Here is a 14,854-nt window from a genome sequence, read left to right as displayed (position 1 = left end):
ACGAAATTAGATTTAGATGAAGAACTTCGAGCTTTATCAAAAGTTTTTAGTTAGAAAATATCATTTCCAAAATCATCAGGGCGTGCCACCATCCCGATAAAAGGGCTAATTCTCTTTACGCTTATTCGCCCTTTTATCGGGATGCTGTCGGGCTATACGCGCTACTTCGGTAGCTTGCTTCTATCCCTCACGCAAATATCGGAAACAAGAAACCCGACAGGTTTTTAGAAACATGTCGGGTTTAAATATAATTTTGAAATTCGATATTTAGATCAATCTTTTCTCATAAGCTCTTCGTGCCGAACCTCTAAAATAAACTTCACCACAATAGGTATATTTTAATCGGTCCAAAATTTTCAACATCGGAATATTGTCGAAGTTCGTGTCAACTTTTATGCTGAAAACATTATTTGCCCGACTTAAATCTTCAAGACTTTCAAATAGTTTAGTCGCAATTCCTTTCCCTTTTGCCAATTTCGAAACAGCAACTCGATGTACTACAACATAATCTTCATTGCTTAACCATTTGCCTTTAATAGTTTCATAAGCAGGTTCTATATCAAAAATAATTGCGGCATAAGCCAGAATCGATTCGTTTTCTGTAAAAACGTACCCAAAACCATTTTCGATATCTTTTTCAATCGAAACTTCATTGGGATATCCATCTTGCCATTGCGAACTTCCATCTTGTCGTCTTTGCTCAATTGCATCTTGAATTATTTCCCAAATTTGTGGTATTTCAGAAAGATTTGCTTTTCGTAATAATAATTGTTCTGTCAAGCTCATTATAATCTAAATAAAAGGAATTAATGAGGCAATTTATCTTTGATTAAGCCATAAAACCAAGTTCCGGCAATAGCGCTTAACAAAGTAACAGTGATCACAGTTGCACCGGTACCAATTTGAGCAAAAAGTGGGCCCGGACAAGCTCCAGTAATGGCCCATCCAAAACCAAACATCAGTCCGCCATAGATTTGCCCTTTGCTGAAAGTCTTTGGCTGGATTTCGATTTTTTCGCCATCAAGTGTTTTGATGTTGAATTTTTTAATCAATTGCACAGATAGTAATCCAACAGCAACAGCACATCCAATTACGCCATACATATGAAACGACTGGAAGTGAAACATTTCTTGAATACGAAACCAACTGATGATTTCTGCTTTTACGAATACAATTCCGAAAAGGATTCCAACGATTAAATATTTAAGGTTTGCAAATCCTGCTTCTTTTTTTGGCTTGCGTTGATTCCTTCGCCATCTATATTTTTATTTTCTAAACTCATTTTCGAAATTTTAAAGTGAAAGAATATATGGCAAGATCAAAAGTGACATTACAAAACCGCCAATCATAAAACAGATTGTAGCGACTAATGATGGCCATTGTAAATTTGAAAGTCCCATAATCGCATGTCCGCTCGTGCATCCGCCGGCGTAACGCGTTCCGAAACCAACTAAAAATCCACCCACAACAATCATGATAAAACCACGAAGCGTCAATAAACTTTCCCATGAGAATAATTGTGCCGGAACTAAACCAGAATGATCTGTGATTCCGTAAGTCGCCAATTGCTCTGAAAGTTCTGGAGCAATTTCAACTGGATTTGGATTCGATAAAAAGTAAGCGCCAATAACGCCTCCAAAAATATTCCTAAAACAAAGAATAAATTCCAGCTTTCTTTTTCCAATCGTATTTAAAAAACGAAATATTTGCTGGAATACAAGCCGCGCAAATATGACGAAGCGAAGAACTAATCCCGAAAGATTTATTTCCGATTATTAATAAAATTGGAACAGTTAATCCAATCAAAGGGCCAGCAACATACCAAGGCCATGGTTCTCTTATAATTTCTAATATACTCATTTTTTAAAGGTTCAAAGGTTCAAAGGGGCAGAGGTTCAAAGGGAAAACTTTGTCGCTTTGCACCTTTGTATCTCTGTACCTTAAAAATTATGCTTTTAGTATTTTGCTTTGACAAACGAAATCTGATTTTGGAACATTGGTTTTTGAAATGGCTCCAAAACCTCCGTCGACTTCAGAGAAATTTCTAAAACCGCGTGCTTGTAAAATTGAAGCCGCAATCATACTTCTGTAACCGCCTGCACAATGCAAATAAAAATGCTCATTTGGATTAATATCTTTTACCCAATCATTAATATAGGCTAAAGGTTTGCTGTAAGCGTCTTCAATATGTTCTGCTTCGTATTCTGATTCTTTTCGAACATCAACAACTTTATCTTCCTTGATATTGAATTCTTTCGAGAATTGTTCTGCTGAAATTCGGTTTACAGTATCGATTTCAAAAGTGGCTTTTTGCCAAGCATCAAATCCGCCTTCAAGATGTCCAATAATCGAATCAAAACCAACACGGCTTAAACGTGTAACGGTTTCTTCTTCAAGGCCAGTTTCGGTTACTAATATAATAGGCTGTTTTACATCGCCAATCAAAGTCCCAACCCACGGCGCAAAATCACCATTGATTCCAATATTAATCGACTGCGGGATAAACCCTTTTGCAAACTCACCGCTTTTGCGAGTGTCTAAAATTAAAGCTCCAGTTTCTTCGGCTACAGCCTCAAATTCAGTTGCTTTAATTGCTTTCATTCCGTTGTGCAGAACCGTTTCAAAACTTTCGTAACCGCTTTTGTTCATAGCAACATTCATGCTGAAATAGGCTGGAGGAGGCAATAAGCCATCAGTAACTTCCTTAATGAATTCTTCTTGCGTCATATCAGCACGTAAAGCATAATTGGTTGCTTTTTGATTTCCGATAGTCGAAACCGTTTCTTTGCTCATGTTTTTTCCGCAAGCGCTTCCTGCTCCATGTGCAGGGTAAACAATTACGTCATCAGCCAAAGTCATGATTTTATCTCTTAAAGAATGAAATAAAATTCCGGCCAACTGATCTTGCGTCATTCCAGCGACTTTTTGTGCTAAATCAGGACGGCCAACATCTCCTATAAATAAAGTATCACCAGAAAAAATAGCGTGATCTTTTCCGCTTTCATCAATCAATAAATAAGTAGTGCTTTCCATCGTGTGGCCAGGAGTATGCAACGCTTTAATCGTTACATTCCCGATTTTGAATTCCTGTCCATCTTTTGCAGAAATGCAGTCAAATTCGCAGGCAACATTTGGTCCGTAAACGATTGGCGCTCCGGTTTCTTTGCTTAAATCGACATGCCCTGAAACGAAATCAGCGTGAAAGTGTGTTTCAAAAATATATCTCAGCTTCACTCCGTCGCGTTCTAAACGATCCAAATAAGGCTGAATTTCTCTGAGCGGATCAATGATAACAGCTTCTCCGTCAGATGTTATATAATATGCACCTTGCGCAAGGCATCCGGTGTAAATTTGTTCTATTTTCATGATTCAGTTATAAAAATAATGGAAGACAAAGGTAGCTTTGTTTTTTAATAAAATAGGTGACTAATGTTACAGAAATTTGATTTTTAAACAAAAAATAACTGATTTACCATATAAGCTATATAAGTTAATTTAAGCGCGATGTTTTAGTTCAAAACTAAAATATACTTATATAACTTATATGGTGAAAAACTGCGTAATTTTGCAACTCTACTAAAATTATGGCTATGAACACAGAAGATTTATTAGATCAAATTGCTTTTATAAAAGAAATTGATAAAGTAAAATACATTCAGCGCAAGACAAAATTATTCAACAGCGACAGATGCGAAAATGATGCTGAACACAGCTGGCATTTGGCTTTAATGGCAATTGTTCTAGCAGAGCATTCGAATGAGCAAATTGATGTGTTGAAAGTGGTAAAAATGGTTTTGATACACGATATTGTAGAAATCGATGCAGGGGATGTTTTTATTTACGACACGGTTAAAAATCATTCAAATACCGATGAAGAACGTTTGGTCGCCAATAGAATTTTTGGTTTACTTCCAAAAAACAAGCTGAGGATTTTATTGCTATTTGGGAAGAATTTGAAGCCGGAGAAACTAATGAAGCTAAATTCGCAAGATCAATGGACAGATTAGAACCATTACTGCAAAATACTTCTAACAACGGAGGAACTTGGAAAGAGTTTGGAGTGAAATACGATAAAGTTTATGAAAAGAAAAGTATCATTAAAGAAGGTTCAAATTCTATATGGAATTACGCGGAAGGTTTGATTAATGATAGCGTAGAAAAAGGGATTTTGGAGAAATAATCAAACAGAATCACATAATCAAATATAGCCTGCGGTTTCAACCGCAGGAAACGTATAGTGATGTGCATTGTGTTCCCGTGGTTGAAACCACGGGTTATGTTTGATCATGTAAATCTATACGCAATCTTGTCATTTCGACGAAGGAGAAATCTCCACGAGAAGCTCGACAAAGATTGGCGATTTTCTTTGCGGATTTTCTAGTGTGATTTCTCCCTTCGGTCGAAATGACAAACTTTGCGAAGTATTCTAAAAATAAGTGTAATCTATACTCTTTAAATTGTTGAAAAGTTTCACAAATATCAAGCGATAAACTTTTTTTAAGAGTGACATTTCGGGTTGTAATGGTTAAATTTGTTGAACTTCATAAAACAAATACCACTTATGGAAGAAATGCTCTTTTACGACCGAATGCAATTTGCCTTCACGATTACTTTTCATTACCTTTTTCCGCAACTTACAATGGGCCTTTCGCTCATTATTGTTTACTTCAAGTGGAAATATCTCAAAACTAAAGACGAACAATACAATCACGCCACTCATTTCTGGATGAAGATTTTTGCCCTCAATTTTGCAATGGGCGTGGTAACTGGGATTCCAATGGAGTTTCAATTCGGAACCAATTGGGCGAAATTCTCCGAATTAACGGGAGGAATTATCGGGCAGACTCTTGCCATGGAAGGTATGTTCTCTTTCTTTCTTGAATCTTCGTTTTTGGGAATCTTTTTATTTGGAGAAAAACTCCTTGGACATAAATGGCATTTTGTAACCGGATTATTAATCATGATTGGTTCTTGGGCCAGCGGATTTTTAATCATCGCAACGCATTCGTGGATGCAGAATCCTGTTGGTTATGAAATCCTTGAAAACGGGAAATTTGTTCTGAATAATTTTCAAGCTTTGTTTTTAAATCCTTGGCTTTGGCCTTCTTATTTGCACAATCAAGCGGCTTCTTTGGTGACAAGTTCGTTTGTTGTTGCTGGAATTGGAGCTTTTTATATTTTAAGCAAAAAAAATGTTTCTTTCGGGAAATTGTTCTTAAAAACAGGAGTGATTTTCGGATTGATTTCGAGTATTATTGTTGCTGTTCCAACTGGAGATTTAGCGGCAAAAAATGTGGTAAAATACCAACCAGTAACTTTTGCGGCGATGGAAGGGATTTTTCATACAGAAGAAAAAGGTTCCGAAATTGTTTTAATTGGACAACCCAATGTAAAAGATAAAAAACTGGATAATAAAATCGCGGTTCCTAATATTCTGAGTTTCCTTACTTATGGAAATTGGAATCAGGAAATAAAAGGTTTAGACCAATTTGAAGAAGATTTGCATCCAACAAATATTTCGGGATTATATTATGCGTATCATATTATGGTGGGTCTCGGAACTGTATTTATTGGTTTAATGATTCTCTCGCTTTTTCAATTAATAAGAGGGAAATTATTTGAAACCAAATGGATTTTATGGTCTTTAATGTTTATGATGCCTTTTCCGTACATCGCCAATACAACAGGCTGGTACACGGCCGAATTAGGAAGACAGCCTTGGTTGGTTTATAATTTAATGCGAACTGTCGCCGGAGCTTCACCAACAGTTTCTTCGGGAAATACTTTGTTTACTTTGTTAGGATTCATTGGGTTGTATCTTTTGCTCGGAATGCTGTTTTTGCTTTTGGTTGGAAAAATTATCAATAAAGGACCTCATCATGTGGAACTTTCAACAGAAAAAATATAAGTATGGAATTTTTTTGGTACATAGTTTTAATGGGAATTCTGGCTGTTTATTTGGTTTTAGACGGCTATGATTTTGGCGCAGGAATTATTCATTTATTTTTTGCCAATACAGAAAAAGACAAAAAAGCGATCACAAATTCGATTGGCCCGTTTTGGGATGCCAATGAAGTTTGGTTGATTGCGCATGGGAGGCGTTTTGTTTTTTGCTTTTCCAACTTTATATGCATCGTCTTTCAGCGGATTTTATTTGCCTTTGATTATGATTTTATGGCTTTTGATTTTCCGTGCAATCGGACTCGAAATGCGCGGACAAGTGCATAATCATATGTGGGAAGCGATTTGGGATAAGGCTTTCGGAATTGCGAGTTTGCTTTTAGCACTTTTCTTCGGAATTGCCTTAGGAAATATCGTTCGCGGAGTAAATCTGGGAATGGTAGAAAATGGAGTTTCGACACAAGAACCGCATTTTTTCTTTCTGCCGTTATGGAATCCAACTTTTAGTCCGCAAGCAAATGAATTGGGAATTATAGATTGGTTTACGCTTTTCCTCGGAATTGTGAGTACAGTTGCTTTGACTATTCACGGTGCAAATTGGATTATTTATAAAACAAATTCTGCCCTAAATCCAAAACTTAAAAATGTGGTTTTTAAACTGAACTTTGTTTTACTGGTTTTGGTTTTTATTTCGCTGGGAATTTGGCATTTTATTGAGCCAAAACCGTTTCATAATTTTATTGAAAATCCAATTTTGTGGTTTTTTCCTTTAATGACTTTCGTTGGAATTGCTGGATTATTTAAAGTTCGTTCGTTTAAAAAAGACGGCCACGGATTTTTGTTTTCGACTTTGTTTTTAGTCGGTGGATTTGCTTCGACTGCTGTTTCGATTTTCCCGAATGTTTTGCCTTCTACGAATAAAGTAAATCCATCGTTAACAATTTATAATACAGCGACGCATGAATATGGATTGAATGCTGGATTGAGTTGGTTTTTTGTGGCTTTGTTTCTTGTGATTATTTATTTTATTATTCAGTATCGCGTTTTTAGTGGGAAAATGGATGATGTTGGGTATGGGGAACATTGAGATTTTTTGTTAACCACGAATTCACGAATTTTTATTTTAACATACTTGAATTTCTATTGTTGGATTTTATAGCTATAAATTACACAAAATTTTAAAATCAATATAAATGAATTGCCTCCAGTTTTAACTGGAGTTTTTTTGTTTATTTGAATCGGGCTTTAGCCAAACTTTGCGGTTTTGGCTAAAGCCTTTTTTGTATAAATTTGTTTACCTCCAGCTAAAGCTGGAGGCAATTGAAAAATGATATGGAAATAGTACAGTTTAAAAATTGGAAATTTGAAGTTGATAAATCTTTAACAATTAAGAATTATTCCAATGTTATTAAAGGTGGAGCAGAATTATGCCTATGTAATGATTGTAGAAACTACATTCAAAATCGTGAAAATGTTTTTCCTGAAGAAGTTAAAATCTTGTTTTTAAATCTAGGGATTGATTATAAAAAGGAAGTTGAAATTTTATCGTATCAAATTTTACCAGATGGATTGCATCATATAGCAGGATGGTTTCATTTTAAAGGAAAAATTATTGATGGTAAAGATTGTAGAAGAAATATTAGGAATGAAAGTTTTCAAATTGAATTAGTAAATGTTTGTGATAATTTTTCAATAGGTTTTTGTGAACAAAATAGTCTAACATTTTTTGAAGATAAGGAGGGATTAATTCAGGTAGAATTTGAAGCTTATATTCCTTGGAGTATTGACAAAAGTTTAGAAACTAAATAGAATTTTGGATATCATTATAGTAACGAATTTTCACGAATTAATTATATCAATTGCCTCCAGTTTTAACTGGAGGTTTTTTTGCTTGATATAGGAGTGGCTTTAGCCAAAAAAAGTATTTTACGATTATTTTACGATAAAAGATTTTAAAGTTTCCTGACCCTCTTTTATTTTGTTTTTTGGTGTAGCTTGTTCTGAATAGACAAAAGATAAACAATAAACATTACTGTGATCAACATAATAAATTTCTTCGCAGATACCGGGTCTTCCATGAGTTTCATATTTTACTTTATAATACTTTTTATTCTGTTTATCAAACTCTTCGAATTTTAGAATATTTTCCCAAGACTTAATATTATTAATATATTTTTCTCCCCCTACTGAATCAGGAACTATGTTTAGATGAAATTCGACATTTGCATAAGCATGAGATTGAATGTCAATATAATTATATGTGCTTAAGGATTTTTTTCCCAGCTGTTTGGGTATTTGAAATTATATTCGGGTTCATTAATAGTTATAAAATGTGTGGTTTTTGGTAGTTTTAATTCAGTATCATTGTTTTTAGAATTACAAGCAAAAATTAAAATAAATAAAGGAAGGAAAATTAGGTTTTTCATTATGTTTTAAGTTCTATTTGAGTTTTGATGTGTTTATAAAATTACAATTTAATGTAATAAATTAACTTAATTTTGAATTGAATTTACTCAAAATTTAGCGGATAATCTATTTGTCCAGGTGAAAACGCCCAAAAAAAACACAAATCCGTTCATTCCCCAAAATAAACGGATTTTTTTAGTTTTCGTCTACAAGTAAAACTAAATTAGAATAAAACCTCTTTCGTAATAATATAAAATCCCATTACAAGCACAAACCAGCCAAAAAGCGGTTTTAATTTGGCTCCGTCGATTTTTTTAGAAAGCTGACTTCCAATGAACATTCCGAGAAGTGCCATTGCAGAAACTCCAAATAAAAATGGATAGTTTATTGGAGTTCCAATGTATAAATCGCCTGCAAAACCAATTGAGGAATTGATGGTAATAATCAATAACGAAGTTCCGACGGCTTGTTTCATTGGTAATTTGGCAAAAAACAAAAGTGCGGGAATAATTAAAAATCCGCCTCCAGCTCCAAGAAATCCAGTTACAATTCCAACAATGAAACCAATTATGCTTAATTGAATGTAATTAGTTTCGGAACTTTGTAATTCAGGTTGAGGTTTTCGAATCATTGAAATTGCCGCCGTGATCATCAAAACCGAAAAGACAATCATGATTAGAAAATCTTTTGAAACCGAATACGAAGCAATTGAAAATAAAGTTGAAGCAATTTTCGGAAAAATAACTTCACGAATAATCAAAATCGAAATCACAGAAGGAATCGCAAAATACAATGCCGATTTCAATTTTAGATTTCCCATTTTATAATGGCTGTAGCTTCCGGAAAGTGCAGTTAGTCCAACAATAAATAAGGAATAAGATGTAGCTTGCTCCGGATTTACTTTAAATAAATAGACTAAAATAGGAATAGTCAAAATGGAACCGCCACCACCAATTAGTCCAAGCGAAATCCCGATTATGATTGAAGCAAAATAGCCTAAATATTCCATTGCATTTATTTTGATGCAAAGTTGCTTCGTAAATTAGAATTCTACAGTAACATTTATCACAGAAGAATCTTTTTTGCCCACAGATTTTACAGATTAAACCGGTTTGCACCGATTTTAAATTAATTTAAGCTTGTCACATTGAGCGGAGTCGAAATGCTTTGTGGGCTTCGACTTCGCTCAGCCTGACACACTTTTAATAATTAACCTGTGGAAATCTGTTTAATCAGTATAATCTGTGGCCAATATCACTTTAACAACTCAATCTGGTTTCGGTTGAGTTTGACCAGACCTCTTTGTTCCATCTTTTTTAATAATCGGGAAACTACTTCTCTCGATGTATTTAATTCGGTTGCGATTTCTTGGTGCGAAAGTTTGACTTCAGAACAGCCGCAAGCATCAGAATGTCTTTTTAAATAAAATTCCAAACGTTCATCCATAGATCGGAAAGCAATATTATCAACCACTTCCAGAACTTCTTCAAAACGGCTTCGGTAGGTTTCGATAACAAATTCGTACCAAGAACGGTGTTCCATCATCCATTTGTCCATTAATTGTAACGGAATCATCATTACGGTAACATCTTCAACAACTTTGGCCATGATTTGGCTTTTTTCGCTTTTTGCGGTACAAATCATCGAAATGGCGCAGGCTTGTCCGGGTTGCAAATAGTACATTAAAAATTCGCCACCATCTTCGCCTTCACGGTAAATTTTGATCTTTCCTTTTAGGATCAAAACCGTGTTTTTGATGTATTGTCCCGTACGCATTAAAATGGTTCCGGCCTCAAAGCTTTGTTGGCTTCCATTTTCTTCAATCGTAGCAATAAGTTCGTTTGAAAAATTAGGAAAAATATTTTTTAAGGAGTTTTGCATGGATTATTTTTTTGCCACAAATTGCACAAATTTTCACTAATTTATTTGGTGTCTGCGTTGCATTTGATAGCGAATATTTTTTTTGAAATACTTTATCTTTTTCGGTGTGTTGATTTTTTTGCCAAGACATTAATTTCTACACTTTAATTCGTGAAAATTAGTGCAATTCATGGCAAAACATTTTGTCAAAATCGAATTAAAAATTATAATTTTTTACAAAGATAATAGATTCGTGTGGTATAAATTAGCAGGAATTGGTATTTGAGTTGTATTTTATGCAAATGAATAAATCCTAATTTTCTATCGATTTTGTAGAGTGAATTTTTAAAAATAGTAACTAAATTTGTAATTCACTGATTATAATCCTTTCTCTAAAACGTTTTCTGAGAATAATAATCGAAATCGCATTTGGTACGTTTTTTATAAATAGAAACGTCGTAATTTTACAAAAACACATAATACTATGAATTTATCACAAGAAGATTGGGTTGCTCAGTTAAATGCTGACGAAAATGCAGTTATACTTGATGTAAGAACTGAAGACGAATTTAATGATGGCTATATTGAAAATGCTTTAAACATTGATATCAATAAAGGTCAGGCTTTTATTTATGAAATTGAAGAATTAGATAAAAACAAAAATTATTATGTGTATTGCCGTTCTGGTGCGAGAAGTGCCAAAGCATGTCAGATAATGAACGAATTAGGGATTGAGAATGCCTACAATCTGCTTGGTGGTATACTGGACTGGGAAGGAGATACCGTACAACCATAAAATAGAAGAAGAGGCGCATAAAAGCCTCTTTTTTCGTTTAAAATGCTATTAATAACCAAACTATAAATTACCAGATCATGAGTTTAATACCAGAAGAATATCAGATCAAAAGTCTGATAAACCAAGATACCTATCTTGTAAATGGAGAACTGAAAAAATGGACAGGGCAAACTACGCCAGTATTTTCGACAATTTCTTCTACAGAAAAATATACGCCAACTTTATTAGGATCAATTCCGTTTATGGCAGAAAAAGAAGTCGCCGAGGTTGTTGAAGCCGCAAATGCGGCTTATGATAAAGGACAAGGTTTATGGCCAACAATGAAAGTGGCTGACCGCATCAAATGCATGGAGAATTTCGTTAAGCAAATGAAAGAAACTCGTGAGGAAGTGGTTAAACTTTTGATGTGGGAAATTGGAAAAAACCTTGGCGATTCGCAAAAAGAATTTGACAGAACCGTCGAATATATTTACGATACCATTGCCAGTTATAAAGAATTAAACGGACGCAGCTGCACATTTTGAGAAAGTACAAGGCGTAAATGCCATGATTCGTCGCGGGCCTCTAGGAGTTGTTTTGTGTCTTGGGCCATATAATTATCCGTTAAACGAAACGTTCTCGTTATTAATTCCTGCTTTGATTATGGGTAATGCCGTAATCTTCAAACCTGCAAAACATGGCGTTTTATGTATTTCGCCATTGTTGGAAGCTTTCAGAAGCAGTTTTCCAAAAGGTGTTATCAATATTGTTTACGGACGCGGAAGAGAAGTGGCTTCGCCAATTATGAAATCTGGAAAAATTGATGTTTTGGCATTAATTGGAAACAGCAAATCGGCAATTGCTTTGCAAGATCAGCATCCAAATAAAAACAGACTTCGTTTGATTTTAGGTTTGGAAGCAAAAAATCCAGCAATTATTCTTCCGGATGCCGATTTAGATTTGGCTATTCAGGAATGTATTGCAGGAACTTTATCTTTCAACGGTCAGCGTTGTACAGCATTAAAAGTTTTATATGTTCACGAATCAATCAGAGAAGAATTCAACAAACGTTTCGCTGAAAAAGTAGACAGTTTAGGATTTGGAAATCCTTGGGAAAAAGGAGCTTCATTGACTCCGCTTCCGGAGACCGACAAACCAGCTTATATTCAGGGATTAATTGATGATGCAAAACACAAGGGCGCAAGCATTATCAATGAAAAAGGAGGAAAACATACAGAAAACTTTATTTTTCCAGCCGTTTTATATCCAGTAAATAAAGAAATGAGAGTGTATCACGAAGAGCAATTTGGTCCAGTGGTTCCAATTATCTCTTTCAAAGATATCAACGAACCTCTTGAAGATATGGCCGAATCAAATTATGGCCAGCAAGTAAGTTTGTTCGGAAAAGATATTAAGACTTTAGCACCACTTATTGATGCTTTGGTGAATTTAGTTTGTAGAGTAAATTTGAATAGCTCTTGCCAAAGAGGACCAGATGCGTTTCCATTTACTGGACGTAAAGACTCTGCTGTAGGAACATTAAGTATTCCAGATGCTTTACGTTCTTTTTCAATTCGTACGTTCGTAGCCTCAAAAGATATCGCTTATAACAATGAAATTTTGCAGGAATTGCTAAATAGCAAAGAATCAAATTTCATTAATACCGATTATATTTTGTAGTTATTAAGGTTATATATTAATTGTAGGAGATCCGTCTTTTTCTTTTTGAAAGAGACGGTTTTTTTTTGAAAGATACTAAGATGCTAAGATTCTAAGATTTGTAATTTCACTCTGCAATTTCTCAGGGTTAAACTTTGCACTTTGTACTTAGTGCTTTGTACTTAGTGTTTTGTACTTTTTAACTCGATTTTAAATTTTAACTCAATTGTAACAATAAGTTAAAAAAATCCACTAATATTATATCGAAATAAAATCATCAAAATCTTAAAACAGTTATGAGAACAAAATCAATGCAGTTTTTGTTAATTGCTTTGGCATTTTTTGCACAAAATGCCTTTGCGCAAGAACTTTATATGCCAAGAAATATAAAAAATGCTTATGCAAAAGGAACCCGTTCTATGGACGGAAAGCCAGGAAAAAATTATTGGCAGAATCACGGTAATTACAACATGGAAATTACGGTAGATGCCAAAACAAAAATCGTTAGTGGTACTGAAACTATTGTTTATGAAAATAATAGTAATGATACCCTAAGAAATCTTAAAATTAGATTTGTCAATAATCTTCATAAGCCTTCTTCTCCACGTGGAGGAAGTGTAAGTGAAGATTTTTTAAGTAACGGACTTACTATTACGTCTCTGAAAATTGAAGGAGAAGTTTACAAAGAAGATGCGAGAAGTTGGGGAACTGTTGGGAGTGTTAAAATGAAAAAAGCACTTGTGCCGCATTCTAAAATTACCATTAATATTGATTGGAATTATCCATTATCTAAAGAAAGCGGGAGAGAAGGTCAAATTGACGAAACTACTTTTTTTGTAGCCTACAGCTATCCAAGAGTTTCTGTTTTTGATGATTATAACAATTGGGATATGCTTCCTCACACCGATCGCCAAGAATTTTACAATGATTTTAATGATTATACCTATTCTGTAAAAGCGCCGAAAAATTATGTGGTTTATGCAACTGGAGATTTGCTGAATCCAGATGAGGTTTTGCAACCAGAATTTGCGAGCACGTTTAAAAAAATCTTACGTAACCGATGAGGTAATGCATATTGCAAATGAACAAGAAATGAAAAACGGATTGGTTACAAAGCAAAATGACTGGAACGTTTGGAAATTTGAAGCAAAACACATTTCAGATGTTTGTTTTGGATTAAGTGACCATTATTTGTGGGATGCAAGCAGTGTTTTGGTTGACAAAAAAACAAATCGACGTGCAAGTGTTCAAGCGGCGTACGATGTAAAGGGAACAGATTTTGTGAATTCGATTAAAAATAATCAATATGCATTAGATTTCTTTTCAAATAATTGGCCTGGAGTTCCGTATCCGTTTTCAAAAATGACGGCTTTTCAAGGTTTTGCGGATATGGAATATCCAATGATGTGCAACGATTCGCAAATGGGAGATCCTGTTTTTGCACAGTTGGTTCAGGATCATGAAGTGGCGCATACTTATTTTCCGTTTTACATGGGAATCAATGAAACACGTTATGCTTTTATGGACGAAGGTTGGGCAACTACTTTTGAATATTTAATTGGAATTTCAGAACACGGCAAAGAAGCAACTGATAAGTTTTATAAAAGCTTTAGAGTACAGCAATATATTACTGATTTATCTACAGAAGAGGATCAACCTATTATTTCAATGTCGTCTCAACTTTCAGGGCCGGGTTATGGAAACAACTCATACGGAAAACCTTCACTTTCATATTTAGCTTTAAAAGACATGTTAGGCGATGATTTATTCAAGAAAGCTTTACACGCTTACATGGAAAATTGGAACGGAAAACATCCAATTCCATGGGATTATTTCAATTCGTTTAATACGGCAACAGGAAAAAATCTGAATTGGTTTTTTAATAATTGGTTTTTCACTAATAACTATATCGATCTTTCGATTAAGAATATAGAAAAAAACAAAATTTCAGTTGAAAATACTGGAGGATTTGCTGTTCCTTTTGATGTAAAAGTTGTTTATGCAGATAATTCAAATGAAATAATTCATCAAACGCCTGCAATTTGGGAAACGAACCAAAAATTGGCAACAATTACTTTGAAAAATAAGAAGGAAATTAAACAAGTTACGCTTGATGGCGGTATTTTTATGGATGCAACTCCTAAGAATAATACTTGGCCAGCTCAATAATTGGTAAAAAAATGAAGTAAAAAGCCGTCTTTTTAAATGAAAATGACGGCTTTTTTTATTTTTTGCAGGAAATTATCCAAATGT

General features: G+C 34.4%; 12 protein-coding genes and 3 pseudogenes. 9 read left to right on the top strand and 6 right to left on the bottom strand.

Annotated features, from left to right (window positions below; translation table 11 throughout):
* Nucleotides 1–267: 267 nt before the first annotated feature.
* The 4 genes and pseudogenes from ACQ9BO_RS22645 to ACQ9BO_RS22630 all read right to left on the bottom strand — a co-directional run bounded on the left by ACQ9BO_RS22645 (nucleotide 268) and on the right by ACQ9BO_RS22630 (nucleotide 3,366).
* A complete protein-coding gene (locus ACQ9BO_RS22645; RefSeq protein WP_431242586.1) occupies nucleotides 268–786 on the bottom strand; it encodes a GNAT family N-acetyltransferase in 519 nt (172 codons plus the stop codon).
* Between the two features lie 20 nt (nucleotides 787–806).
* A complete protein-coding gene (locus tag ACQ9BO_RS22640; RefSeq protein WP_431245191.1) occupies nucleotides 807–1,196 on the bottom strand; it encodes a DUF6691 family protein in 390 nt (129 codons plus the stop codon).
* A 96-nt stretch (nucleotides 1,197–1,292) separates the two neighbouring features.
* A pseudogene (locus ACQ9BO_RS22635) lies at nucleotides 1,293–1,860 on the bottom strand (YeeE/YedE family protein).
* Nucleotides 1,861–1,947: 87 nt separating this feature from the next.
* Complete coding sequence (locus ACQ9BO_RS22630; protein ID WP_431242585.1) at nucleotides 1,948–3,366, bottom strand: MBL fold metallo-hydrolase; 1,419 nt, start codon at nucleotides 3,364–3,366, stop codon at nucleotides 1,948–1,950.
* Nucleotides 3,367–3,590: 224 nt separating this feature from the next.
* Between ACQ9BO_RS22630 and ACQ9BO_RS22625 the strand changes: the two are divergent.
* The 5 genes and pseudogenes from ACQ9BO_RS22625 to ACQ9BO_RS22605 all read left to right on the top strand — a co-directional run bounded on the left by ACQ9BO_RS22625 (nucleotide 3,591) and on the right by ACQ9BO_RS22605 (nucleotide 7,710).
* Nucleotides 3,591–4,180, top strand: a pseudogene (locus ACQ9BO_RS22625) (HD domain-containing protein).
* Nucleotides 4,181–4,561: 381 nt separating this feature from the next.
* Entirely contained in the window at nucleotides 4,562–5,908 is a 1,347-nt protein-coding gene (locus ACQ9BO_RS22620) for a cytochrome ubiquinol oxidase subunit I (RefSeq protein WP_431242584.1), read from the top strand.
* 2 nt (nucleotides 5,909–5,910) lie between these two features.
* A complete protein-coding gene (locus tag ACQ9BO_RS22615; protein WP_431242583.1) occupies nucleotides 5,911–6,228 on the top strand; it encodes a cytochrome d ubiquinol oxidase subunit II in 318 nt (105 codons plus the stop codon).
* The gene (locus ACQ9BO_RS22610) at nucleotides 6,167–6,988 is read left to right on the top strand and encodes a cytochrome d ubiquinol oxidase subunit II (protein WP_431242582.1); all 822 of its coding nucleotides are present in this window, start codon (nucleotides 6,167–6,169) and stop codon (nucleotides 6,986–6,988) included. The genes ACQ9BO_RS22615 and ACQ9BO_RS22610 overlap by 62 nt, the downstream gene beginning before the upstream one ends.
* Nucleotides 6,989–7,221: 233 nt before the next feature.
* Entirely contained in the window at nucleotides 7,222–7,710 is a 489-nt protein-coding gene (locus tag ACQ9BO_RS22605; protein WP_431242581.1) for a hypothetical protein, read from the top strand.
* Nucleotides 7,711–8,530: 820 nt separating this feature from the next.
* Here the strand turns inward: ACQ9BO_RS22605 and ACQ9BO_RS22600 are convergent.
* Together ACQ9BO_RS22600 and ACQ9BO_RS22595 are read right to left on the bottom strand one after the other, a co-directional pair.
* Nucleotides 8,531–9,316 (bottom strand): sulfite exporter TauE/SafE family protein, encoded by a 786-nt coding sequence (locus ACQ9BO_RS22600; RefSeq protein WP_431242580.1) that lies wholly within the window; start codon nucleotides 9,314–9,316, stop codon nucleotides 8,531–8,533.
* Between the two features lie 245 nt (nucleotides 9,317–9,561).
* A complete protein-coding gene (locus ACQ9BO_RS22595) occupies nucleotides 9,562–10,188 on the bottom strand; it encodes a Crp/Fnr family transcriptional regulator (RefSeq protein ID WP_431242579.1) in 627 nt (208 codons plus the stop codon).
* Between the two features lie 463 nt (nucleotides 10,189–10,651).
* On the opposite strand from ACQ9BO_RS22595, the gene ACQ9BO_RS22590 reads away from it, so the two are divergent.
* The 4 genes and pseudogenes from ACQ9BO_RS22590 to ACQ9BO_RS22575 all read left to right on the top strand — a co-directional run bounded on the left by ACQ9BO_RS22590 (nucleotide 10,652) and on the right by ACQ9BO_RS22575 (nucleotide 14,770).
* On the top strand, nucleotides 10,652–10,963 hold the full coding sequence (locus tag ACQ9BO_RS22590) for a rhodanese-like domain-containing protein (protein WP_026728137.1): 312 nt from the start codon (nucleotides 10,652–10,654) through the stop codon (nucleotides 10,961–10,963).
* Nucleotides 10,964–11,040: 77 nt separating this feature from the next.
* Nucleotides 11,041–12,622 (top strand): annotated as a pseudogene (locus ACQ9BO_RS22585) (NADP-dependent glyceraldehyde-3-phosphate dehydrogenase).
* Nucleotides 12,623–12,897: 275 nt separating this feature from the next.
* Nucleotides 12,898–13,665, top strand: a complete 768-nt coding sequence (locus ACQ9BO_RS22580) for a hypothetical protein (protein ID WP_431242578.1) — start codon at nucleotides 12,898–12,900, stop codon at nucleotides 13,663–13,665.
* The gene (locus ACQ9BO_RS22575) at nucleotides 13,628–14,770 is read left to right on the top strand and encodes a M1 family aminopeptidase (RefSeq protein ID WP_431242577.1); all 1,143 of its coding nucleotides are present in this window, start codon (nucleotides 13,628–13,630) and stop codon (nucleotides 14,768–14,770) included. The genes ACQ9BO_RS22580 and ACQ9BO_RS22575 overlap by 38 nt, the downstream gene beginning before the upstream one ends.
* Nucleotides 14,771–14,854 lie beyond the last annotated feature (84 nt).

Source organism: Flavobacterium sp. P21 (genome assembly GCF_050632225.1).
Classification (GTDB): Bacteria; Bacteroidota; Bacteroidia; order Flavobacteriales; family Flavobacteriaceae; genus Flavobacterium.
This window is presented reverse-complemented; position numbering and strand designations above follow the sequence as displayed.